This window comes from Streptomyces sp. NPDC127092 (genome assembly GCF_042722475.1).
GTDB lineage: Bacteria > Actinomycetota > Actinomycetes > Streptomycetales > Streptomycetaceae > Streptomyces.
Map to the genome: position 1 here is coordinate 1 of NZ_JBHXFE010000004.1, position 23062 is coordinate 23062.

The 23062-nt window shown below is 72.1% G+C and carries 20 protein-coding genes and 1 rRNA gene; 7 read left to right on the forward strand and 14 right to left on the reverse strand.

Annotation, left to right across the window (positions count from 1 at the left end):
• Positions 1–321: ribosomal RNA gene (locus tag ACFWJO_RS04435) — 16S ribosomal RNA — on the reverse strand; the annotation flags it as partial.
• A 135-nt stretch (positions 322–456) separates the two neighbouring features.
• Between ACFWJO_RS04435 and ACFWJO_RS04440 the strand changes: the two genes are divergently transcribed.
• Positions 457–900, forward strand: coding sequence for a hypothetical protein (locus ACFWJO_RS04440; RefSeq protein WP_386863328.1), 444 nt, complete (start codon positions 457–459; stop codon positions 898–900).
• Positions 901–996: 96 nt separating this feature from the next.
• On the opposite strand, the gene ACFWJO_RS04445 is transcribed toward ACFWJO_RS04440, so the two are convergent.
• Positions 997–2004 carry a stage II sporulation protein M gene (locus ACFWJO_RS04445; RefSeq protein WP_386863329.1) on the reverse strand — a complete coding sequence of 336 codons (1008 nt, stop codon included), beginning with the start codon at positions 2002–2004 and terminating at the stop codon, positions 997–999.
• 132 nt (positions 2005–2136) lie between these two features.
• Here ACFWJO_RS04445 and ACFWJO_RS04450 point away from each other — a divergent pair, with 132 nt between their 5' ends.
• The gene (locus tag ACFWJO_RS04450; protein ID WP_386863330.1) at positions 2137–3126 is read left to right on the forward strand and encodes an RDD family protein; all 990 of its coding nucleotides are present in this window, start codon (positions 2137–2139) and stop codon (positions 3124–3126) included.
• 126 nt (positions 3127–3252) lie between these two features.
• On the opposite strand, the gene ACFWJO_RS04455 is transcribed toward ACFWJO_RS04450, so the two are convergent.
• From ACFWJO_RS04455 to ACFWJO_RS04490, 8 genes are all read right to left on the reverse strand, one after another.
• Positions 3253–3864, reverse strand: coding sequence for a hypothetical protein (locus ACFWJO_RS04455; RefSeq protein WP_386863331.1), 612 nt, complete (start codon positions 3862–3864; stop codon positions 3253–3255).
• A gap of 151 nt (positions 3865–4015) precedes the next feature.
• On the reverse strand, positions 4016–5428 hold the full coding sequence (ahcY, locus tag ACFWJO_RS04460; protein WP_386863332.1) for an adenosylhomocysteinase: 1413 nt from the start codon (positions 5426–5428) through the stop codon (positions 4016–4018).
• 14 nt (positions 5429–5442) lie between these two features.
• The gene (metF, locus tag ACFWJO_RS04465) at positions 5443–6342 is read right to left on the reverse strand and encodes a methylenetetrahydrofolate reductase [NAD(P)H] (protein ID WP_386863333.1); all 900 of its coding nucleotides are present in this window, start codon (positions 6340–6342) and stop codon (positions 5443–5445) included.
• The gene (gene metH / locus ACFWJO_RS04470) at positions 6339–9809 is read right to left on the reverse strand and encodes a methionine synthase (protein WP_386863334.1); all 3471 of its coding nucleotides are present in this window, start codon (positions 9807–9809) and stop codon (positions 6339–6341) included. Before metH ends, metF begins: the two co-directional genes overlap by 4 nt.
• Positions 9809–10876: a carbohydrate kinase family protein gene (locus ACFWJO_RS04475; protein WP_386863335.1), complete on the reverse strand. Its 1068-nt coding sequence runs from the start codon at positions 10874–10876 to the stop codon at positions 9809–9811. The genes metH and ACFWJO_RS04475 overlap by 1 nt, the downstream gene beginning before the upstream one ends.
• Before the next feature lie 48 nt (positions 10877–10924).
• Positions 10925–12121, reverse strand: coding sequence for a methionine adenosyltransferase (metK, locus tag ACFWJO_RS04480; RefSeq protein WP_386863336.1), 1197 nt, complete (start codon positions 12119–12121; stop codon positions 10925–10927).
• Between the two features lie 74 nt (positions 12122–12195).
• A complete protein-coding gene (locus ACFWJO_RS04485; RefSeq protein WP_386863337.1) occupies positions 12196–12549 on the reverse strand; it encodes an antibiotic biosynthesis monooxygenase family protein in 354 nt (117 codons plus the stop codon).
• Between the two features lie 144 nt (positions 12550–12693).
• Positions 12694–13380: an SDR family NAD(P)-dependent oxidoreductase gene (locus tag ACFWJO_RS04490; protein ID WP_386863338.1), complete on the reverse strand. Its 687-nt coding sequence runs from the start codon at positions 13378–13380 to the stop codon at positions 12694–12696.
• A gap of 169 nt (positions 13381–13549) precedes the next feature.
• Between ACFWJO_RS04490 and ACFWJO_RS04495 the strand changes: the two genes are divergently transcribed.
• From ACFWJO_RS04495 to ACFWJO_RS04515, 5 genes are all read left to right on the forward strand, one after another.
• Positions 13550–14578, forward strand: coding sequence for a methyltransferase (locus ACFWJO_RS04495; protein ID WP_384422114.1), 1029 nt, complete (start codon positions 13550–13552; stop codon positions 14576–14578).
• A gap of 7 nt (positions 14579–14585) precedes the next feature.
• A complete protein-coding gene (locus ACFWJO_RS04500; RefSeq protein ID WP_386863339.1) occupies positions 14586–15620 on the forward strand; it encodes an LLM class flavin-dependent oxidoreductase in 1035 nt (344 codons plus the stop codon).
• An 8-nt stretch (positions 15621–15628) separates the two neighbouring features.
• Positions 15629–16918 carry a nucleotide disphospho-sugar-binding domain-containing protein gene (locus ACFWJO_RS04505; protein WP_386863340.1) on the forward strand — a complete coding sequence of 430 codons (1290 nt, stop codon included), beginning with the start codon at positions 15629–15631 and terminating at the stop codon, positions 16916–16918.
• Positions 16912–17757 (forward strand): LLM class flavin-dependent oxidoreductase, encoded by an 846-nt coding sequence (locus tag ACFWJO_RS04510; protein ID WP_386863341.1) that lies wholly within the window; start codon positions 16912–16914, stop codon positions 17755–17757. Before ACFWJO_RS04505 ends, ACFWJO_RS04510 begins: the two co-directional genes overlap by 7 nt.
• Before the next feature lie 100 nt (positions 17758–17857).
• Complete coding sequence (locus ACFWJO_RS04515) at positions 17858–19060, forward strand: cytochrome P450 (RefSeq protein WP_386863342.1); 1203 nt, start codon at positions 17858–17860, stop codon at positions 19058–19060.
• A gap of 79 nt (positions 19061–19139) precedes the next feature.
• On the opposite strand, the gene asnB is transcribed toward ACFWJO_RS04515, so the two are convergent.
• From asnB to ACFWJO_RS04535, 4 genes are read right to left on the reverse strand one after another with little or no spacing between them, the layout of a single operon-like run.
• Positions 19140–20981, reverse strand: coding sequence for an asparagine synthase (glutamine-hydrolyzing) (asnB, locus tag ACFWJO_RS04520; RefSeq protein WP_386863343.1), 1842 nt, complete (start codon positions 20979–20981; stop codon positions 19140–19142).
• A 38-nt stretch (positions 20982–21019) separates the two neighbouring features.
• On the reverse strand, positions 21020–21514 hold the full coding sequence (locus ACFWJO_RS04525) for a hypothetical protein (RefSeq protein ID WP_386863344.1): 495 nt from the start codon (positions 21512–21514) through the stop codon (positions 21020–21022).
• A complete protein-coding gene (locus ACFWJO_RS04530; protein WP_386863345.1) occupies positions 21511–21777 on the reverse strand; it encodes a ferredoxin in 267 nt (88 codons plus the stop codon). Before ACFWJO_RS04530 ends, ACFWJO_RS04525 begins: the two co-directional genes overlap by 4 nt.
• 12 nt (positions 21778–21789) lie before the next feature.
• The gene (locus ACFWJO_RS04535; protein WP_386863346.1) at positions 21790–22992 is read right to left on the reverse strand and encodes a cytochrome P450; all 1203 of its coding nucleotides are present in this window, start codon (positions 22990–22992) and stop codon (positions 21790–21792) included.
• Between the last annotated feature and the right edge of the window lie 70 nt (positions 22993–23062).

Here is a 23062-nt window from a genome sequence, read left to right on the forward strand (position 1 = left end):
TGTCTCAGTCCCAGTGTGGCCGGTCGCCCTCTCAGGCCGGCTACCCGTCGTCGCCTTGGTGAGCCGTTACCTCACCAACAAGCTGATAGGCCGCGGGCTCATCCTTCACCGCCGGAGCTTTCCACCGCAGGAGATGCCTCCCGCAGTCGTATCCGGTATTAGACCCCGTTTCCAGGGCTTGTCCCAGAGTGAAGGGCAGATTGCCCACGTGTTACTCACCCGTTCGCCACTAATCCACCCCGAAGGGCTTCATCGTTCGACTTGCATGTGTTAAGCACGCCGCCAGCGTTCGTCCTGAGCCAGGATCAAACTCTCCGTGAATGTTTACCGGTAATCCGGTTCTACACTCGCGTTGAGCGGAACGGTTCGGAGGAATAGTCCTTGCCGTTCTCAGCGTCCTCGCTGTGTGCCACCCCGTGGGGTGGACTTTTTCAAAGGAACCTCGACCATCCGAAGATGGACGGGGTATCAACTAATCTGGCGTTGATTTTTGGCACGCTGTTGAGTTCTCAAGGTGCGGACGCTTCCTTTGTACTCACCCTCGCGGGCTTTCCTCCGGGCGCTTCCTTCGTTCTTGCGTTTCCGACTCTATCAGATCTTTCCGATCCGATTTCCTCGGTGCTTTCCGGTCCCGACTTTCGACTTTCGTCTTTTTTCGAGGCCTTCCGGCGTGTTTCCGACTTTATCAGATTCATTTCCGTCGACCTAATCGGCGACTTCGTGATTCAGATAAGGAATCGGGGCGGCTCCGTCGTCATCGAACGCTTTCACATTCTCGACCGGAGCGAGAGAGAGTCTAACTCCTTGCCTTCGAGCTTGTCCAGCTCCCCAGGCAACCGTTTGAATCTACCTCCCCACGCCACCCGTGTCAACGGTTTTTGCGGGCGAAGAGGAGACTAGCAGGTCAGCGGGGTGCTCTGCACATCGGCGGGGCAGGAGCCCTCAGGCGCCCGTCAGGGTTGGGTCCTGCGGGTATCAGGGCAGGTCAGGGCGCCGTCAGGCCGCCGTCGGCAGCTCGGCGGTGCGGTCGGGTTCCGCCACGTCGCCGGTGTCGCCGGCGCGGGCCGCACGGCCGCCGAGGACGTAGACGTACGCGAGGAATGCCAGTTCGGCGACGACGCCGATGGCGATCCGGGCCCAGGTCGGCAGGTCGGACGGCGTGACGAAGCCTTCGATCAGGCCCGAGACGAACAGGACCAGGGCGAGGCCGATGGCCATGCCGATCGCGGCCCGGCCCTGTTGGGCGAGAGCGGCACGGCGGGTCGTGGGACCCGGTTCGACGACGGTCCACCCGAGGCGGAGGCCGGTGCCGGCGGCGACGAAGACGGCGGTCAGTTCGAGCAGGCCGTGCGGAAGGATCAGTCCGAGGAAGACGTCGAGGCGGCCCGCGGCAGCCATCAGACCGATCCCGACGCCGACGTTCAGCATGTTGGCGAAGAGGATCAGCAGCACCGGGATCCCGAGGAACGCGCCGAGCACCAGGCACACGGCGGCGGCCTGCGCGTTGTTCGTCCACACCGCTGCGGAGAAGGAGGCCGCCGGGTGGCTCGAGTAGTACGTCTCGTACTGGCCGCCGGGCCGGGTCATCTCGCGGAGCTCGGCCGGGGCGCCGATCGCGGACTGGACCTCCGGGTGGACACCGATCCACCAGCCGATGAGGGCCGCGAGGAGCGTGGAAAGGATCGCGGTCGGAATCCACCAGTGACGGGAGCGATAGACCGCGGCCGGGAAGCCGGCGGTCAGGAACTCCGCCGCGTCGCGCCATGACGCGCGGCGCGTGCCCGTCACCGTGGCGCGGGCGCGGGCGATCAGCTGGGTGAGCCGGGCCGTGAGCATCGGGTCAGGCGCGCTCGACCTGATGAGCGAGAGGTGGGTCGCGGTGCGCTGGTAGAGGGCGACGAGTTCGTCTGCCTCGGCGCCGGTGAGGCGGCGGCCGCGGCGCAGCAGATGGTCGAGGCGGTCCCACTCTGCTCGGTGGGCGGTGACGAAGACGTCGAGGTCCATGGTCGGCTGCTGCTCCAGGCACTGGGTGCGTACGGGTCCGTACTACTGCGGCGCGCTGCGGGCCAGCTTGGCAGACTGACGTTCGGACCGGGTCCGTCAGGTCGAAGGTCGGGTGGGAGAAGGGTGGGCGCCGTGAGCGGGGTGGTGACGGGGGATGCCGTCTATCTGGGGCTGCAGCCGGCTCGGCTGCCGAGCCGGGCGCTGGCGTTGTTGCTCGATCTCGTCGTCGTGTGGGCGGCGTATCTGCTGATCAGTCTGGGGTTGGCGGTCGCGACGGCCTCTCTCGACGAGGCTGCGGCGCGGGCTTTGGCCATCGCCTCCTTCCTGCTGGTCCTGGTGGGCGCGCCGATAGCCGTGGAGACGCTGTCGCACGGGCGGTCGCTGGGAAAGCTGGCCTGTGGCCTGCGGGTGGTACGGGAGGACGGAGGGCCGATCCGCTTCCGGCACGCGCTGATGCGCGGCGCGATGGGTGTCGTGGAGATCCTCATGACGTTCGGGGCCGTCGCGTGCATCGCTTCGCTGGCGTCGGAGCGCGGGCGGCGGATCGGCGACGTGTTCGCCGGGACGCTGGTGGTGCGCGAGCGGGTGGCGTCGGCCGCGGGCATGGTGATGCCGCCTCCGCCGCCGTGGCTCGTCGGTCGGTTCGCGGGGCTGGATCTGTCGGCCGTGCCGGACGGGCTGTGGCTGGAGATACGGCAGTACCTGACGCGGATGCGGCAGCTGGACCCGGCGATCGGGCAGCGGCTCGCGGAGCGGCTGGCCGACGAGCTGGTGGCGCGGACCGGGGCGCCCCCGCCGCCGGGCGTACCGGCCGCGGCGTATCTGGCGGGCGTGGTGGCCGAGCGGCAGGGGCGGGAGGCGCGGCGGGCGTTCGCGGTCGGCGCGATGGGAACGGCGGGAACGGCGGGAATGGCGGGAACTGTGGGCAGTGCTGGGGTGGCCGGGCTGATGCCGGACTTCCCTGCGGCTCACGGCAGGGTTCCTGCCGCGGGACCTGGCGCCGCTGATGTTCCCGCTCCCGGCCAGGCGGCCTCGCCCGCTGCCTCGCCCCCGGCGGCTGACTCGTCCCCGCCGGCGGCTCCGGCCTCTCCGCCCGCGACCGGGTTCGCGCCGCCGGCCTGAGGGACGGGCCGAGGAGGGTGCCGGAGCACCTCGGTTCAGGCGGGGCGGCGGGATCAGGTGGGGTGGCGGCATCCGGCCCGGGCGGGGCGGGTCCCGACGGGGCGGGCCGGGTCCGTGTGCGTGGGGTCAGAAGACGTTCGGTGGGGATTCGAGTTCTTCTAGTTCGATGCCGGGGGCCGAGAGGACCACGTCGCCGGCGAGGTGGACGGTGTGCCGCTCGCCCGTGTCCAGGGTGCTGACCTGGTACTCGTCCACGATCAGAGGGCCGTTGTCAGTGGCGTGCGCTTCACTCTTCACCAGGGCCCAGGACTGGTCGACCGTCAGGGGGGCGAGGACGGGATCCGTGAAGGCGACGAGCCGGACGCGGGTCTCCGGGGAATCGGGGGTGAGGCGCAGGAGTCGGGAGATCGCGACGAGGAACGCCGGGGACGTGCCGGTGAAGGCGTGGGCGCGCACATTGCCTTCGTTGGCATGGGTCCCGGTGGGGTCGGTACGGACCCAGGTGACGCCGTCGAGGGCGGCGCCGCGGACTTGCCACTGCGCGGCGTGGAGTTCGAGGCGGATGGGCCGGCCCAGGTCGTCGATGGCCAGGTCGACGGAGCCGGTCGGCTCGCCCGTGGGGTTCGTCGTCCGGGAGACGTAGCGCCAGCCGGAGGGGCCGGGCGCGCAGTTGAAGTGCTCTTCACCGAGGGGGGTGTGATCGTGCGGATCGTAGAGCGAATAGCGGCCGCGGGGCATGGGTCCTCGGGGTGCGTCCTGGAGCGGTAGGCAGGGCGGTGGTCGGAACGAGGCAGGCCCCCGGCACGGGGGTGCGGGGGCCTGTCTGTTCCGCTGCGGATGCCCGTGACGGGCGGGTGCCGGCCTGGCCGGTCACCCGCCGGTCCTGGGATCAGTAGCGGTAGTGGTCCGGCTTGAACGGGCCCTCGACCTTGACGCCGATGTACTCGGCCTGCTCGGGGCGGAGGGTCGTCAGCTTGACGCCGAGGGCGTCGAGGTGGAGGCGGGCGACCTTCTCGTCCAGGTGCTTCGGGAGCACGTAGACGTCGGTCGGGTACTCCTCCGGCTTGGTGAAGAGCTCGATCTGGGCCAGGGTCTGGTCCGCGAAGGAGTTCGACATCACGAAGGACGGGTGGCCGGTCGCGTTGCCCAGGTTCAGCAGGCGGCCCTCGGACAGCACGATCAGGACCTTGCCGTCCGGGAAGGTCCAGGTGTGGACCTGCGGCTTGACCTCGTCCTTGACGATGCCCGGGATCTTGGCCAGGCCGGCCATGTCGATCTCGTTGTCGAAGTGGCCGATGTTGCCCACGATCGCCTGGTGCTTCATCTTCGCCATGTGCGAGGCGAGGATGATGTCCTTGTTGCCGGTCGTGGTGACGAAGATGTCAGCGGTCTCGACGACCTCGTCGAGGGTCGTGACCTGGTAGCCGTCCATCGCCGCCTGCAGGGCGCAGATCGGGTCGATCTCGGTGACGATGACGCGGGCGCCCTGGCCGCGCAGGGACTCGGCGCAGCCCTTGCCGACGTCGCCGTAGCCGCAGACCACGGCCGTCTTGCCGCCGATGAGGACGTCGGTGGCGCGGTTGATGCCGTCGATCAGCGAGTGGCGGCAGCCGTACTTGTTGTCGAACTTCGACTTCGTCACGGCGTCGTTCACGTTGATCGCCGGGAACAGCAGGGCGCCGTCGCGGTGCATCTCGTAGAGGCGGTGGACGCCGGTGGTGGTCTCCTCGGTGACGCCCTTGATGCCGGCCGCCAGCGCGCCCCAGTCCAGGGTGGAGTTCCTGAGGAGCTCCAGGACGATGCGGAACTCCTCGTTGTCGGCGGTCGACGGGTCGGGCACCGCGCCCGCCTTCTGGTACTCGACGCCCTTGTGGACGAGGAGCGTGGCGTCACCGCCGTCGTCGAGGATCATGTTGGGGCCCTCACCGCCCGGCCAGGTCAGGGCCTGCTCGGTGCACCACCAGTACTCCTCCAGGGTCTCGCCCTTCCAGGCGAAGACCGGGATGCCGGCGGCGGCGATCGCCGCCGCCGCGTGGTCCTGGGTGGAGAAGATGTTGCAGGAGACCCAGCGGACCTCGGCGCCTAGGGCCACCAGGGTCTCGATGAGGACGGCGGTCTGGACGGTCATGTGCAGGGAGCCGGTGATGCGGGCGCCGGCCAGCGGCTGTGCCTCCGCGTACTCCTTGCGGATGGCCATCAGGCCGGGCATCTCGTGCTCGGCGAGGGTGATCTCCTTGCGGCCGAACGCGGCCAGCGAGATGTCCGCGACCTTGTAATCGTGGTTGTGGTGGTCGGAAGGCATGTCGACTCCAGTGGTCAGGCAGCGGTGAGCAGGGAAGAGGTCCGTCCGGGAACGAGGTTGCGGTGGATCTCCACCGCGGCGGACGAACTGTTGAGCGTGATGTAGTGCAGTCCGGGCGCGCCCTCGGCGAGCAGCCGCTCGCCCATCGCGGTCGCGTGGTCGACGCCGATCCGGTGCCCTTCCTCGGGGCGGCCGCGGGCCGCCTCCAGGCGCCGGGCGAGGTCCGGCGGGAAGGCCGCGTTGCTCAGCTCGGCGAAGCGCCGGATCTGGTCGTACCCGGTCGCCGGCATGATCTCCGGGATGACCGGGGTGTCGCAGCCGGCCGCGGCGAGCCGGTCGCGCAGCCGCAGGTAGTCCTCCGGGTCGAAGAACATCTGGGTGATGGCGTAGTCGGCGCCCGCCCGGCACTTGGCGACGAAGTGCCGGATGTCGCTCTCCCAGGAGGGCGAGCGCGGATGCCGCTCCGGGAACGCGGCGACTCCGACGGTGAACGAGCCGACGCTCTTGAGGAGTTCGACCAGCTCGGCCGCGTACGTCAGCCCCTCGGGATGCGGCACCCACTCGCCCTGCGGGTCGCCCGGAGGGTCGCCGCGCAGCGCGAGCACGTCACGGATCCCGGCGTCGGCGTAACGGCCGACGATCCGGCGCAGCTCGGTCACCGAGTGGCCGACGGCGGTCAGATGGGCGATCGGCCGGAGCGTGGTCTCGGTCAGGATCCGCTCGGTGATGGCCACCGTGCGGTCGCGCGAGGAGCCGCCCGCGCCGTACGTCACGGAGACGAAGTCCGGCGCCAGCGCCTCCACGCGCCGGATGGCCTCCCACAGGGTCCGCTCGCCCTTCGGCGTCTTCGGCGGGAAGAACTCGAAGGAGAACGAGCGCCGTCCGCTCGCCAGCAGCTCGCCCATCGAGGTCATCGTCGGCCTCCCGCGTTGAAGTAGGTCGCTTCGGGGTGGTGAACGACGAAGGCGTCGGTGGACTGCTCGGGGTGCAGCTGGTACTCCTCCGACAGCTCCACGCCGATCCGCCCGGGATCGAGCAGGGCGGCGATCTTGGCCCGGTCCTCCAGGTCGGGGCAGGCGGGGTAGCCCAGGGAGTAGCGGCAGCCCTGGTACTCGGTGCGGAACATGCCGGCCATGGAGGCCGGGTCGGCACCGCCGATGCCCCACTCCGCGCGCACCCGGGAGTGCCAGTACTCGGCCAGGGCCTCGGCCAGCTGCACGGACAGGCCGTGGAGTTCGAGGTAGTCGCGGTAGGAGTCGGCGGCGAACAGCTTCGCCGTCTCCTCGCCGATCCTCGAGCCGACGGTGACGACCTGGAGCGCGACCACGTCGACCTCGCCGGAGTCCTCGGCGCGGAAGTAGTCGGCCAGGCACAGGCGGCGGCCCCGCTGCTGGCGCGGGAAGGAGAAGCGGGTCCGCTCTCCTCCGTCCTCGTCCAGCAGGATCAGGTCCTCGCCCTTGGACACGCACGGGAAGTAGCCGTAGACCACGGCCGCCTCCAGCAGGTGGTCGGTCTGGAGCCGGTCCAGCCAGCCCCGCAGCCGCGGCCGGCCCTCCGACTCGATCGTCTCCCGGTCCTTCAGCCCCCACTGCCCCTTGAACAGCGCATCCTCGTCCAGCCAGCCCGCGTACTCCGCCAGCTGGATGCCCTTCACCACGCGGGTGCCCCGGAACGGCGGCTCGGGGACCGGATTGTCGGCGGCCACGTCGGAACGGCCGGCCGGTTCCGGCCCGGGCGCTTCGGCCCGGGGGACCGCCGTGGCCGGGGCGGCGACCCGGCGTCCGCGCAGCTCGGGCAGTGCGGCTCCGGGGACGCCCCGCTTGACGGCGACCAGGGCGTCCATGAGCCTGAGGCCTTCGAAGGCGTCGCGGGCGTAGCGGACCTCGCCGTCGTACAGCTCGTGCAGGTCCTGCTCGACGTACGCCCTCGTCAGCGCGGCACCACCCAGGATCACCGGATACCTGCCGGCCAGACCGCGGCCGTTCAGCTCCTCCAGGTTCTCCTTCATGATCACCGTGGACTTCACCAGCAGACCGGACATCCCGATCACGTCCGCCCGGTGCTCCTCGGCGGCCTCCAGGATCGCCGACACCGGCTGCTTGATGCCGATGTTGACCACGTTGTAGCCGTTGTTGGACAGGATGATGTCGACGAGGTTCTTGCCGATGTCGTGGACGTCGCCCTTGACCGTGGCGAGGACGATCGTGCCCTTGCCCTCGGCGTCGGACTTCTCCATGTGCGGTTCGAGATACGCCACCGCGGTCTTCATGACCTCGGCGGACTGGAGCACGAACGGCAGCTGCATCTGGCCCGAGCCGAACAGCTCGCCGACCGTCTTCATGCCGTCGAGCAGGATCTCGTTGACGATCTCCAGGGCCGGACGCCCGGACAGTGCCTCGTCGAGGTCCGCCTCCAGGCCCGCGCGCTCACCGTCGACGATCCGCCGCCTGAGCCGCTCCTCCAGCGGAAGCGCCAGCAGCTCCTCGGCCTTGGACGCCTTCACCGAGGCGGAACTGACGCCCTCGAAGAGGTCGAGCAGCCGCTGCAGCGGGTCGTAGCCCTCCCGCCGCCGGTCGTGCACGAGGTCGAGGGCCGCCTCCCGCTGCTCCTCCGGGATCCGGGCCACCGGCAGGATCTTCGAGGCGTGGACGATCGCCGAGTCCAGGCCCGCCTTCACGCACTCGTCGAGGAAGACGGAGTTCAGGACGGCGCGGGCGGCCGGGTTGAGACCGAAGGAGATGTTCGACAGGCCCAGGGTCGTCTGCACGTCGGGGTGGCGCCGCTTCAGCTCGCGGATCGCCTCGATCGTCTCGACGCCGTCCCTGCGCGACTCCTCCTGGCCGGTGGCCAGCGTGAACGTCAGGCAGTCGACCAGGATCGCGGACTCCGCGATCCCGTACTCGGTGGTGAGCTGCGCGATCAGCCGCTCCGCGATCTCGACCTTCTTCTCCGCCGTCCGCGCCTGCCCCTCCTCGTCGATCGTCAGCGCGATCAGCGCGGCACCGTGCTCGCGGGCCAGCCCGGCGATCCGTCCGAAGCGGCTCTCGGGGCCGTCGCCGTCCTCGTAGTTGACCGAGTTGAGCACCGCACGGCCGCCCAGCTTCTCCAGACCGGCCCGCAGCACCTCCGGTTCGGTGGAGTCGAGGACGATCGGCAGCGTGGAGGCCGTCGCGAGACGGCCCGCGATCTCCCGCATGTCCGCCGCGCCGTCCCGGCCCACGTAGTCCACGCACAGGTCGAGCAGGTGGGAGCCGTCGCGGATCTGGTCGCGGGCGATCTCCACGCACGCCTGCCAGTCGCCGGCCAGCATCGCCTCGCGGAACTTCTTCGAGCCGTTGGCGTTCGTCCGCTCGCCGATCGCCAGGTACGAGGTGTCCTGGCGGAACGGCACCGCCTGGTACAGCGACGCCGCCGCCGCTTCCGGCCGCGGCGCGCGCGGCGCCAGCGCCCGGCCGCGCACCCGCTCCACCACCGCGCGCAGGTGTTCCGGGGTCGTACCGCAGCAGCCGCCGACGAGCGACAGGCCGTACTCGCGGGTGAAGGTGTCGTGGGCGTCGGCCAGTTCCTCCGGCGACAGCGGGTAGTGGGCGCCGTCCTTCCCGAGCACCGGAAGGCCGGCGTTCGGCATGCAGGACAGGCCCACCGTCGCGTGCCGGGCCAGATGCCGCAGGTGCTCGCTCATCTCGGCCGGGCCGGTCGCGCAGTTCAGGCCGATGAAGTCGACGCCGAGCGGTTCCAGGGCGGTCAGCGCCGCCCCGATCTCCGAGCCGAGCAGCATCGTGCCGGTGGACTCGACCGTCACCTGGGCGAAGACCGGCAGGTCGAGTCCGGCCTCGGCCAGGGCCTGCTTGCAGCCGAGGATCGCCGCCTTGGCCTGGAGCAGGTCCTGGCTGGTCTCCACGAGCAGCGCGTCCGCGCCGCCCGCGATCAGTCCGGCCGCGTTCTGCCGGTAGCCCTCGCGGATCACGCCGAAGGTGGTGTGGCCGAGCGTGGGCAGCTTGGTGCCGGGACCGATCGAGCCGAGGACCCAGCGGGTCCGCCCGTCCCGCGCCGCGAACGCGTCCGCGGTCTCACGGGCGATGCGGGCGCCGGCCTCGGACAGTTCCCCGATCCGCTCGGTGATGCCGTACTCGCCGAGGGCCGCGTGGTTGGCGCCGAAGGTGTTGGTCTCCACGCAGTCGACGCCGACCGCGAAGTAGGCCTCGTGCACCGACCGCACGATGTCCGGGCGGGTCACGTTCAGGATCTCGTTGCAGCCCTCCAGGTGCTGGAAGTCCGCCGGGCTCGGGTCCTGCGCCTGGAGCATGGTGCCCATGGCGCCGTCGGCCACCACGACCCGGGTGGCCAGGGCCTCGCGCAGCGCCTCCGGTGCGCGGGCCATCAGCCGGCCACCTCCGCGAGTCCGGCCGGCCCCGCCGGCCCGGCCGGCCCGCTCGGACCCGCGAGCCCGGCCGGGCCCGTGGGCGCGGTCAGTCCCGTGAGCCCCGGGGCGATCTCCTCGGCCGCCTCCGGGCCGTACGCGGCGGCGAGCCGGTCGAGCAGGGTCCGCGCGGACAGCGCGTACTCCTGCGTGCCGACCGACTCCAGGACCGTGGTGGCCAGGGCGCAGCCGAGGCGCGCGGAGCGCTCGAGCGGCCAGTCGCGGGAGATTCCGGCGAGGAACCCGGCCCGGAAGGCGTCGCCGACGCCGGTCGGGTCGGCGATCTCGTCCGCCGGTACGGCCGGCACGGTGAGCGCGGGCCGCCCGGCGGCCCGGACGGTGACACCGTCGGCGGCGAGCGTGGTGACCCAGGTGCCGACGCGGGTCAGCACCTCGGCCTCGCTCCAGCCGGTCTTCTCCAGGAGCAGGGCGGTCTCGTACTCGTTGGTGAACAGGAAGCGGGCTCCGTCCACCAGCTCCCGCACCTGCCGGCCGTCGAGCCGCGCGAGCTGCTGCGACGGGTCGGCGGCGAACGGCACCTGGAGCTCGCGGCAGGTGCGGGCGTGCCGCAGCATGGCCTCCGGGTCGTCCGGCGACACCAGGACCAGGTCGAGCCGCCCGGTCCCGGCGAGGACGTCCCGCAGGTCGATCTCCCGGGCCTCCGCCATCGCCCCGGCGTAGAACGTGGCGATCTGGTTCTGGTCCAGGTCCGTGGTGCAGACGAAACGGGCGGTGTGGAGGGTGTCGCTGATCCGCACGTGGTCGACGACGACGCCGTGCTGCTTCAGCCACACCTGGTAGTCGGCGAAGTCGAGGCCGGCCGCGCCGACCAGGACGGGCGCGAGCCCCAGCCTGGCCAGGCCGAAGGCGATGTTGGCGGCCACGCCGCCGCGCCGCACCTCCATGCTGTCGGCGAGGAAGGACAGCGAGACGTTGTCCAGGCGGTCGGCGAGCAGCTGGTCGGCGAACCGGCCGGGGAAGGTCAGCAGATGGTCGGTGGCGATCGAGCCGGTGACAGCGATACGCACCGGGTACCTCCTGGGATCCTTGGGGAGTCGGAAGACGGAGTCGGGTGGTCAGACGGCACGCGCCGCGGCGGCCAGCTTCTGGGCGCGGTCGGTGCGCTCCCAGGTGAACTCCGGCAGTTCGCGGCCGAAGTGCCCGTACGCGGCGGTCTTCGCGTAGACCGGACGCTTCAGGTCCAGGTCGCGGATGATCGCGGCCGGGCGGAGGTCGAAGACCTCGAGGACCGCGTGCTGGATCCGGTCGAGCGGGACGCTCTCGGTGCCGAAGGTCTCCACGAACAGGCCCACCGGCTCGGCCTTGCCGATCGCGTACGCGACCTGCACCTCGCACCGCCTGGCCAGCCCGGCGGCGACCACGTTCTTGGCGACCCAGCGCATCGCGTACGCCGCCGAACGGTCCACCTTCGACGGGTCCTTGCCCGAGAAGGCGCCGCCGCCGTGGCGGGCCATGCCGCCGTACGTGTCGACGATGATCTTGCGGCCGGTCAGGCCGGCGTCGCCCATCGGACCGCCGATCTCGAAGCGCCCGGTCGGGTTCACCAGGAGCCGGTAGCCCTCCGTCGCGATCGACAGGTCCTGGAGCACCGGCTCCACCACGAGCTCGCGGACGTCCGGGGCGAGCAGCGAGTCCAGGCCGATGCCCGGGGCGTGCTGGGACGAGACCACCACGGTGTCCAGGCGCACGGCCCGGTCGCCGTCGTACTCGATGGTGACCTGCGTCTTCCCGTCCGGACGCAGATACGGCAGCGTGCCGTCGTGCCGGACCTCGGCGAGCCGGCGGGACAGCCGGTGCGCGAGGGAGATCGGCAGCGGCATCAGCTCGGGCGTGTCGTCGCAGGCGTAGCCGAACATCAGGCCCTGGTCGCCGGCGCCCTGCCGGTCCAGCTCGTCCTCCGCGCCCTCGACGCGGGCCTCGTGGGCGGTGTCGACGCCCTGCGCGATGTCCGGCGACTGCGCGCCGATCGACACCGACACGCCGCAGGAGGCGCCGTCGAAGCCCTTCGCGGAGGAGTCGTAGCCGATGTCCAGGACGGTCTCGCGGACCAGGGTCGCGATGTCGGCGTACGCGGCGGTGGTGACCTCGCCGGCGACGTGCACCTGGCCGGTGGTGATCAGGGTCTCCACGGCGACGCGCGACGTGGGGTCCTGGGCGATCAGCGCGTCGAGGATCGTGTCGCTGATCCGGTCGGCGATCTTGTCGGGGTGGCCCTCGGTGACCGACTCCGAGGTGAACAGACGACGTGTCATGTGCGGTGCTCCTTGGGTGTCGGGGAGGTCTTGGGTGTCCGCGACGTGCGGAGGGAAGGGTGCGTCGTCGCCGCTCAGCGAGCGGGCGTCTCGGCGGGCGTCTCGGCGACCGGTTCGAGCCGGTGCACGACCTGGGTGAGGCGCATCTCGCCGCCGGTACGGAAGGGCTGCAGGCGGCGGCGGTTGTCGACGTGCGCCGCGCTCGTCTCGAAGGCGCGGAAGGCGGGTTCGTCGGTCCAGTCGGTGATGACCCAGTAGACCCCGCCGTCCTCGACGTCCCGGATCAGGGTCTGGCCGAGGTTGGCGGGCTCGGCGGCGATGCGGGTGCCGATCTCCAGCCAGGTGCGCTCGAACTCCCGCTCCGTGCCGGGGCGGATCTCCATCCTGAGCAGCACCCGGAAGGGCGGGCGCGGGGCGCCGTGTTCCATGGCGGGACTCCTCGCTCGGTTCGGTGACTCGGTCGTGGCACCGTGCCGACACCGCATCGAGGAGTGCTCAAGAGCCGAGCCAGTCCGCCGGCCCGGGCCCGCCGGGCGGCGCAGCCGCCGTACCCGCCCCCGCCCTCGGGGCTCTCACCAGCCCAGCACCTGCTCGCCCCGCCGGAAGGTGCCGCTCGGGCCGCCGTCCGGCAGCAGGGCGGCGTCCACGACGTCCACCGCGGCCTCCTCGGCGCTGCGCCGGCCGCCGGGCATCATCCGGGTCCGGGTCGGGCCCGGGTTGACGGCGTTCACCAGGACGCCGGTCCCCTGGGTGGCGGTCGCCAGCATCTGCGTCAGACCGTTGAGACCGGCCTTCGACACCGCGTAGCCGGGGCTTCCGGTGAACAGGCCGTTGCTGAACGAGCCGGTGCCGCTGGACACGAACACCACCCGCCCCCAGCCCCGTTCGACCATGGCCGGCACGAACGCCTGCGCCACCCGCCAGGAGCCCAGCAGGTTCACCTCGATCGTCCGCTCCACCACCTCCACCGGCACCGACAGCGGATCGCCCGCGCCGTCCTCCAGGAGCACGCCCGCGTTGCCGACCAGGACGTCCACCGGACCGACGGCGTCCCGCGCCCGCGTGACGCTCTCCGGGCTCGTCACGTCGAGCACCCGGCCCTCGGCGCCCGGACCCAGCTCGCGGGCTGTGGCGGCCGCGGCGTCGGCGTCCCGGGCGGTCACCACCACCCGCAGCCCCCGCGCGAGCAGTTCAGCGGCCACGGCCCGGCCGAGGCCGCGGTTGGCCCCGGTCACCAGCGCCACGCGCCGATCCGACATCACGTCTCTCCCCTCACCGGTGTCATGTCGGCCGGATCGTGCCGTCCGCCCCTCGACTTCCGCTGGTGCCCGAGGAGTTCACGAGGGCTCCCGCGGCGGGCTCCAGCGGGCTTCGAGGCGGGTGCTGAACCATCCACGCGTCCCGTCATCAGGAGAAAGGACTTTGTCGGTGACGACTCACACTTCCGCTTCGGATGCGTCCAGCCCCGAGGGTCTCATCCGGCTCGGTACCGCCTTCTGCGACGCCAAGATCCTGCTCAGCGCCCTGGAGCTGGACGTCTTCTCGACGCTCGCCGCGAAGCCGCTGACGCTGCCGGAACTCTCCGACGTGATCGGCCTGCACCCGCGCGGAGCCCGCGACTTCGTCACGGCCCTGGTCACGCTCGGCGTCCTGGAGGCCGACGGCGAGCACTACCGCAACAGCCCCTCCGCGGACCGCTTCCTCGACCGCGGCAAGAACACCTACGCCGGAGGCTTCCTGGAGCGCGCCAACAACATGCTCTACCCGGCGTGGACGAACCTCACCGACGCGCTGCGCACCGGGGAGCCCCAGGTCAAGGGCAAGGACGGCGACATCGTCGCCCAGATGGCCGACAGCCGGGAACACCTCGACCAGTTCCTCGCCATGATGGACTCCCTCAACAGCCAGGTCGCGCCCAGGCTGGCCAAGGCCTTCGACTGGACCGGCCGCACCGACTTCGTGGACGTCGGCGGAGCCCGCGGCAACCTCTCCGCGCTGCTCATCGCCCAGCACCCGCACCTCACCGCCAAGGTGTTCGACCTGCCGCACGTCGCGCCCGCCTTCGAGGAGCACATGAAGCGCCTCGGCACCCAGGACCGGATCGCCTTCACCGGAGGCGACTTCTTCAAGGACCCGATGCCGTCCGGCCAGGTGCTCGTCATGGGCCACGTGCTGCACAACTGGTCCGCCGAGCAGCGCCTCGGCCTGATCCGCAAGGCCTACGAGGCGGTCGAGCCGGGCGGCGCGCTGCTCGTGTACGACCGGATGGTCGACGAGCGGCCCGCGGACCTGGTCAACCTCCTGATCAGCCTGGACATGCTGCTCGTCACCCACGGCGGCTCCGAGTACTCCGTCGAGGAGTGCCGCGGCTGGATGACCGAGGCCGGCTTCAGCCGCACCGAGGCGAAGGTGCTCAGCAACACCGACTCGCTGGTCATCGGCCACAAGGAAGGGTGACCCGGCCATGCGACTGGGGATCAACCTCGTACCCGAGGACTGCGCCCGCACCGCCCAGGAGGCCGAGCGGCTCGGCTTCGACGTCGCCGCGGCTCCCGAGGGCTTCCGCTCCGACGCGATCTCGGTGCTCGGCTGGGTGGCCGCGCGGACCAGCCGGATCGGTCTGCTGTCCACGGTCATCCAGATCCCGGCGCGGACCCCGGTCGCCATGGCCCTGGCGGCGGCGACGCTGGACGGCCTCTCGGGCGGCCGGTTCCGCCTCGGCCTCGGCATCTCCAACAGCCATGTCACCGAGGGCTGGCACGGCACCCCGTTCGCCCGGCCGCTCGCCAGGACGCGGGAGTACGTGGAGGTCGTGCGGCGCACGCTGGCCCAGGAGCCGGTGACGTACGAGGGCCGGCACTTCGCCCTGCCGCTGCCCGGCAGCGACGCCGGCCCGTTCCGGCTCCCGGGCCCGGTCCGCCGCGACCTGCCGGTCTACCTGGCCGCGGTCGGCACCCGCAGCCTGGAGCTGACGGGGGAGATCGCCGACGGCTGGGTGGGCGTCTTCTGCACGCCCGAGCACGCCAAGCGGGCGCTCGACGCGCTGCGCACCGGCCGCCGCAGGGCGGGCAGGGAGATGGACGGCTTCGACGCCTTCCTGTCCGCCCCGGCCGCGGTCGGCGAGGACGTCGCGGCCGCCGCCGCGCCGATCCGGCCGTACGTCGCCCGGTTCATGAGCCTCGGCGACCGGGAGAGCAACTTCTACTTCCGGCTTGCCGCGCAGATGGGATACGCGGCGGCGGCCGAGGAGGTGCAGGACCGCTTCCGTGCCGGTGACGCGGCGGGCGCGGCCGGGGCGGTGCCGCTGGAGTTCATCGACTCCACCTCGCTCCTCGGGCCGCCCGCCCGGATCGCCCGGCGGCTCACCGAGTACGCGGCGGCCGGGATCACCTCCCTGGGCATCTCGCCGTACGCGGACACGACCGAGGCGCGGGTCGCGGTCATGGAGACGGTGGCCCGGGCGCACCACGAGGCCGGCCTGACGGTACGGGAGGGGTGAGGCGAGCGATGCGCGTGCTGTTCGTCAGCTGGGCCTGGCCGACCCACTTCTATCCCATGGTGCCGCTCGCCTGGGCGCTGCGGGCGGCCGGCCACGAGGTGCGGGTGGCCACGCCGCCCGGCCTCGCGGCCCACGTCACCGCCGCCGGGCTGCCCTTCGTGCCGGTCGGCCACGACCTGGACGCGGTGGCCCGGATCCGCGAGTACATCCCGGGCCGGGCGTCCGGCACGCCCGGCCGCGGGCCCCGCGCGGTGTCGCTCTTCGCCGACCTGGCCGAGGCCATGGCCGACGACCTGGTGGCGTTCGCCCGGGCCTGGCGCCCGGACCTCGTGGTGCACGAACCCACCGCGTACGCGGGACCGCTCGCGGCCGCGGCCTGCGGCGCCCGCGCCGTACGGATGCCGTGGGGCGCCGACCTGATGCACCGGCAGGCCACCCTGGACGCCGAGGAACGCGAGCTCGCACCGCTGTTCGCGCGCTTCGGCCTGGGAGACCCGGACACCCTCGGCGCGCTCACCGTGGACCTCTGTCCGCCCGCGATGCAGGTGCCCGAGGAGTCCCGGCCCGGCCCGCTGCACCGGCTGCCGATGCGTTACGTGCCGTACAACGGCGCCGGCCGGGTGCCGGTCCCGCTGCCGCCGGCGGAGCGCCGGCGGCCCCGGGTCTGCGTCACCTGGGGCACCACGGTCGGCCGGCTCGACGGGTCGATGTTCCTCGCCGGGGAGGTGGTCGCCGCGCTCGACGCGCTCGACGTCGGGATCGTCGTCGCGGTCGACGCTTCACAGCGCCGGCTGCTCGGCGCCCTGCCGGAGCGGGCCAAGGTCATCGAGTCGGTGCCGCTGCACTGCGTCCTGCCGCACTGCGACCTGGTCGTCGCCCACGGCGGCGCGGGCACCATCCTCACCGGCCTCGCGCAGGGACTGCCGCAGCTGGTGGTGCCGCAGCTGATCGACCACACCTTCAACGCCCAGCGGTTCGCCGCGACCGGCGCCGGGCTCTCGCTCAGCCGGGACGAGGCCCACCCGGAGGGCCTGCGGGCCGCCGTCCTCGAACTCCTCGAACAGCCCTCGTACCGCAAGGCGGCCGAGGAGATCCGGACGGAGAACGACCGCCGACCCACCCCGGCACGGGTCGCCGCCCAGCTCGCCAGGCTCGCCGGGTTCCCGGCCGAACCGACTGATCCAGTCGAGCCGACTGATCCGGCCGAGCCGACCCGGTCCGCCGAGTCCGCCGCGTCGGTCGCGGCGGGCGGCTCGGCCACGTCCGTCCTGTCCGTCGAAGGAGGCCGGCCGTGCTGATCGGAGTCGGACTGCCCGCCACCGTCCCCGGCGCCGAGGGGGAGCGCATCACCGACTGGGCCCGGCGGGCCGAGGCCCACGGCTTCTCCACCCTCGGCGTGCTCGACCGGCTGGTCTACGACAACTACGACCCGCTCGTCGCGCTGACCGCGGCCGCCGCCGTCACCCGCCGGATCGGCCTCGCCACCACGGTGCTCACTGCCCCGTACCGGAACAACACCCCGCTGCTCGCCAAGCAGGTCGCCTCCCTCGACCGGGTCAGCGGCGGCCGGCTGACCCTGGGTCTCGCCGCGGGCAACCGCGACGACGACTTCACCACGTCGGGCGTCGACCCGGCCGTGCGCGGCAAGCTCCTCGACGCGATGCTCGCCGAACTGCGGGACACCTGGCGCTCGGACGGTCCCGGCGCGGTCGGACCGGCCCCCCAGGGCGAGCTGCCGCTGATCCTCGGCGGCACCTCGGCCGCGGCCTTCCGCAGGGCGGCGCGGTACGGCCGCGGCTGGATCGCCGGCGGCAGCTCGCCCAGCGGCTACCGGGCCAACGCCGAACGGGTCGAGGCCGCCTGGCTGCGGCACGGCCGCAGCGGACGCCCGCACCTGATGACCCTGCTCTACTTCTCGCTCGGCCCGCGCGCCGAGTGGCTGGCCCAGCGCTACCTCATGGACTACTACGCCTTCTCCGGCCGCGCCGAGTCGATCGTCACCATGGCCCTCACCGACCCGTCCCGGCTGCGGGCCGCGGTGACGGCCTACCAGGACGCCGGCTGCGACGAGATCGTCTTCATGCCCTGCGACGCCGGACCCGACCAGCTCGACCGCCTCGCGGACGCCGTGCTGTAGTCCGCGCCCGTTCCCGCCCCGGCGGGCCACCGCCCCACCGGACGCCGTTCCGCTCGCGGAGCGGCGTCCGTCGTGCTGACCACGCTCACAAGGAGGACCCATGACCGCCGAGAGCACCGAGCGGACCTTTCCGCTGCCCGTGCCGGATCCGCTGGAGCCCGCGCCCGCCTACGCCGAACTGCGCGACTCCGAGCCCGTCGCCCCGGTGACGCTGCCGACCGGGCACCGCGCCTGGCTGGTGACCCGCTACGAGCACGTACGACAGGTCCTCGCCGACCCGCGGTTCAGCAAGGCGGCGCTGACCGCTCCCGACGCGCCCCGGCTGCTGCCGGTCGCCAAGGGATCCAAGTCCCTGTTCACCATGGACCCGCCGGAGCACACCCGGCTGCGCAAGCTGGTCGCCCGCGCCTTCACCGCCCGGCACATCGAGCGGATGCGCCCGCACGTCAAGGAGATCACCGACCGGCTGCTCGACGGGATGGCCGCCGGCGGCGCACCCGCGGACCTGATCGCGCACCTGGCCCAGCCGCTGCCGATCACCGTCATCTGCGAGCTGCTCGGGGTGCCGCTCGCCGACCAGGACCGGTTCCGGGTCTGGTCGGACGTGATGCTCTCGATATCGGCCCACTCGCCGGACGCGGTGATGGAGGCCCGGCGCGGCCTCAACGGCTACCTCGGCGAGCTGATCGCCGCCAAGGCCAAGGAGCCCGCGGACGACCTGCTCACCCATCTCATCGAGGCCCGCGAGGAGGACGGCGACCGGCTCTCCGAGGAGGAGCTGCTCGCCTTCGGCCACACCCTGCTCGTCGCCGGCTACCACGCCACCACCGGCGAACTGGTCGGCGCGCTGATCACGCTGCTGCGCGAGCCCGAGCTGTGGGCGCGGCTCGTCGCCGACCGCGGTCTGGTGCCGGGCGCCGTGGAGGAGCTGCTGCGGTTCTCGGTGGCGGGCGGCGGCGCCGGCGCCATGCGCATCGCGACCGAGGACGTCGAGCTCGGCGGGGCGACGATCCGCAAGGGCGACGCGGTCCTCCCGGCGATCACCTCGGCCAACCGGGACGAGCAGGTCTTCGCGGCGGCGGAGCGGGTCGACCTGGAGCGGCGGAACAACCCGCACCTGACGTTCGGCCACGGCCTGCACCACTGCCTGGGCGCCCAGCTCGGCCGGATGGAGCTCCAGCTGGCCCTGGAGGGCCTGCTCGACCGCTTCCCCGGGCTGCGTCTCGCGGTCCCGACCCAGGAGCTGACCTGGGTGTCCGGCATGGCCTTCCGCCGCCCGGCGCAGCTCCCGGTGGCCTGGTGACGCACGCGGCACCCGCCCCGCACCACACGGAAGCTCCCCCGTCCCGGCCGGGACGGGGGAGCTTCCGTGTGTGTGGTGCTCAGACCGCCAGGTCGAGCCCGTACGACGAGATCCACTCGTCGAGGTGCAGCGCCATGTCGATCTCGATGCGGGTCAGCCCCGCCGCGGCCGTCGCGTCGCGCCGCACGTCCTCGACGACCGTCGGGTTGAGCAGCGGCAGCACGGCCGAGTCGCCGGCGGCCACCAGCTTGGCGAACCGCTCCTGGACGTAGCGGTCGTAGGCGGTGTCGTTGGAGATCGGGTAGCCCGTCTTGGGACGGTTGAGCACCGCCTCCGGCAGCAGGTCCTTCGCCGCCGCCCGCAGCAGGCTCTTCCACTGCCCGTCGAAGGTCTTGAACTCGAACGGCGCGTTGAAGACGTAGTCCTGCAGCCGGTGGTCGCAGAACGGCACCCGGACCTCCAGGCCGACGGCCATGCTGAGCCGGTCCTTGCGGTCGAGCAGGGTGCGCATGAAACGGGTCAGGAAGAAGTACGTCGACTCCCGGAACTGCAGGGACCGGCCGCTCTCCCCGGGCATCCGCGGCACCGCGGCGGCCGCCTGACGGTACTGCTCCGCCTGGTAGCCGCGGACGTCGACCCGGGTGGTGACCGGGCCGAACAGGGCCGGCATGCCGAGGTTGTGGGCGAGGCTCCACGGCAGGGTGCCGGGCTGCCCGTACTCGGGGTGGTGGAACCACGGGTAGCCGCCGAACAGCTCGTCCGCCGACTCGCCGGTCAGCGCCACCGTGGAGTGGCCGCGGATCGCCCGGAACAGCAGGTACAGGGAGATGTCCATGGAGCCGGGGCCGGCGATGAGCACCGGCCAGTCGAGCGCGTGGACCACCGCGCGGCGGGTGGGCGCGTCGATCATCTCCGCGTTGCCGAGGAGGATGTGCCGGTGATCGGCGCCGACGTGCTCGACGACCTGCCGCACGTACGGCGAGTCCGCGGTGGGATGGGTCAGGTCCGGCTCGAAGTTGTCCAGGTAGCCGACGAAGTCGACGTCGAAGGACCGCACCTTGCCGCTGCCGTCGCGCTGCTTGGCGAGCGAGGCCAGGGCGGTGAGCGTCGAGGAGTCGAGCCCGCCGGACAGCATCGTGCACAGCGGCACGTCGGAGACGATCTGCCGGGTCACGATGTCCTCGAGCAGCTCGCGCACCGTACGGATGGTGGTGGGCAGGTCGTCGGTGTGCTCGTGCGCCTCCAGCTGCCAGTAGCGGCGCAGCCGGTGGCCGTCGCGGGAGACCCGCAGCACGTGCCCCGGGGCGAGCTCGGGCATGCCGGCGATCACGCCCGCGCCCGGCGCCTTCACCCCGCCGAACAGCTCGCGCAGCCCGTCGGCGTCGACCGTGCGGCTCGCCTGCGGATGGGCGAGGATCGCCTTCGGCTCCGAGCCGAACAACACCCCGCCGCCCGGCAGCAGTTGGTAGTACAGCGGCTTGATGCCGACGCGGTCGCGCACCAGGAGCAGCTCCTCGGTGCGCGCGTCCCAGATCGCGAAGGCGAACATGCCGTTGAGCCGGTCGACGAAGGACTCGCCCCACTCCAGGTAGGACCGCAGCACCACCTCGGTGTCGCTGCGGGTGGTGAAGCGATGCCCCTTGAGGACGAGTTCCTCCCGCAGCTCGCGGAAGTTGTACACCTCGCCCGCGTACGTCAGGGCCGCCTGGACCCGGCCGCCCTCCTCGGCGACCATGGGCTGCCGTCCGCCCTCCAGGTCGATGATGGCGAGTCTGCGGTGGCCCAGTGCGGCGTGCGGAGCGATCCACACGTCGCCGGCGTCGGGGCCGCGCAGGGTCATGGTCGTCGTCATCTCCCGTACGACGGCGGCCTCCTGACGCAGATCACGTGCGAAGTCCACCCAGCCGGCGATCCCACACATGCCAGCACTCTCCTTTGCTCTGTCCCGGCCGCGGCCGGTCAGCCGTCGACACCGAACCGGGTGCCGACCGCCGTGGACTGGACTTCCATCAGGACGTTCCCGCCGGCGTCCAGGGCCTGGCCCGTGCCGGTCGAGGTGAAGGTGCCGTCGGCGGCGAACCGGGCCGTGTGCCGGATCCGCAGCTCGCTCAGCAGCCCGCCGTCGGCGTTCGGCCGCAGGCCCCGGGTCACGTACACGAAGCCGTCGTCGGTCCACTCCCAGGTGCCGATGCCGGTGTGGGTGTGCCGGTGGGTCTGCAGGATCAGCTGCCCGTCGGAGCCGAACGAGTAGTGCGCGTGCTCGACGTCGGGCACGCCCTCGATGGTGACGGTCACCGACCAGCTGCCGACCGGTGACGGCCGCCGGTCCTTGCGGCGGTGCCCGCGGCCCTCGTCGTGCGCCACGGCCGGGGCCGCGGAGCCCACGGCGAGCGCCGAGCCGAGGAAGCCGGCCCGTCTGAGCAGGGAACGGCGGGTGCTGCGCTGGGGTGTCATGGTCGTGCCTCTCTCGTCGCGCGTTCCGCGGCCGCCTGCGGGGCGGCCTCGACCGGCCGGCCCGTCGCCAGGTCGGTCAGGGTGATCGCCTCGGCCGGGCAGGCCTCCGCGACCTCGATCAGCTCCGGGTCGGGGGCGACCGGCCCGGCCGCGGGCCGGGTGCGGTGGTCCTCGCCCACGGAGAAGTAGCGGGGCGCCGCCGCCGCGCAGATCCCGCTGCGGCGGCAGGACCTGTGCACCGAGATCTGCCACTGCTCGCTCATCGCCGCCCCCGCCTACCAGGTCACCGGCAGGTTGACGAGCGCGCGGGCGGTGAGCCCGGTCTTCCAGGTCAGCCAGTCGGACGGCACCGCGAGCCGCAGCGTGTCCGGCACCCGCTCGATGAGCGTGCGCAGCGCGATCTGCATCTCCAGGCGGGCGAGCTGGGCCCCCAGGCAGTGGTGGATGCCGTAGCCGAAGGACAGGTGGACGTTCGGGGTGCGCTCGACGTCGAAGCGGTCCGCGTCGGCGAAGACGTCCTCGTCGTGGTTGGCGGCGCCCAGCGAGGCGATCACGGCCTCGCCCTTCCTGATCGCGGTGTCACCGATCGTCAGGTCCTCGGTGGCGACCCGCAGCTGCGTCCCGGTGAAGACGAACGGGTTGAACCGCAGCAGCTCCTCGACCGCTCCGGGGATCAGCTCGGGCTTCTTGCGCAGCAGCTCCAGCTGGTCCGGGTGGTGCAGCAGCGTGAACAGGGCGGTGCCGAGCGAGTTGGCGGTCGACTGGTGCCCGACCGTCATGATGATCATCGCGAAGTCGAGCAGCTCCTCCTCGGACAGCTGCTGTCCCTCGTCCCGGGCGTGCACCAGCACGCTCAGCAGGTCGTCGGCGGGCTCCTCGCGGCGCTGCTCGATCAGCTCGCGGAGGTAGCCGATGATCGAGCCGCGGGCCTCCTTCACCTCCTCGACGCTGTGGCCGCCGAGGCTGAAGATGACCTCGCTCCAGGCGTGCAGCCGGTCCACGTGGTCGTACGGCACGCCGAGCAGCTCGAAGATCACCTTGATGGGCAGGCTGAGCGCGTAGCACGACATGAGGTCGACCGGGCGGGGAGCGACCAGGACCAGACGGATCTGCTCCTCGGCGAGCTCCTCGATCCGCGGGCGCAGCGCCTCGACCCGGCGGGCGGTGAACGCCTGCATCACCAGGCGGCGCAGCCGCGAGTGGTCCGGGGCGTCCATGCCCAGGATGGTCTTCGGGCCGGGCGTGGTGTTGCCCATGCGGGGCGCCTCCGGCGCCTCGGCGGCGGCCCGGCTGAGCCGCGGGTCGACCAGGGCGGCGCGCACGTCCGCGTAACGGGTCAGGAGCCAGGCCCGGTCGCCGGTGGGGAGCGTCACCCGGGCCACCGGAGCCCGCTCGCGCAGCCGGCGGAACTCCTCCGGCGGCTCGAACGTGTCCGGCGCCGGAAAGGGGAAGGCCGGCGGTGCCTCGTCGATCGACATCGGAATCCCTTCATGTGCGGGGGAGCGAGCGGGATGGTGCGGACAAGCGCGCGGGCAGCCCCTCCGTCGC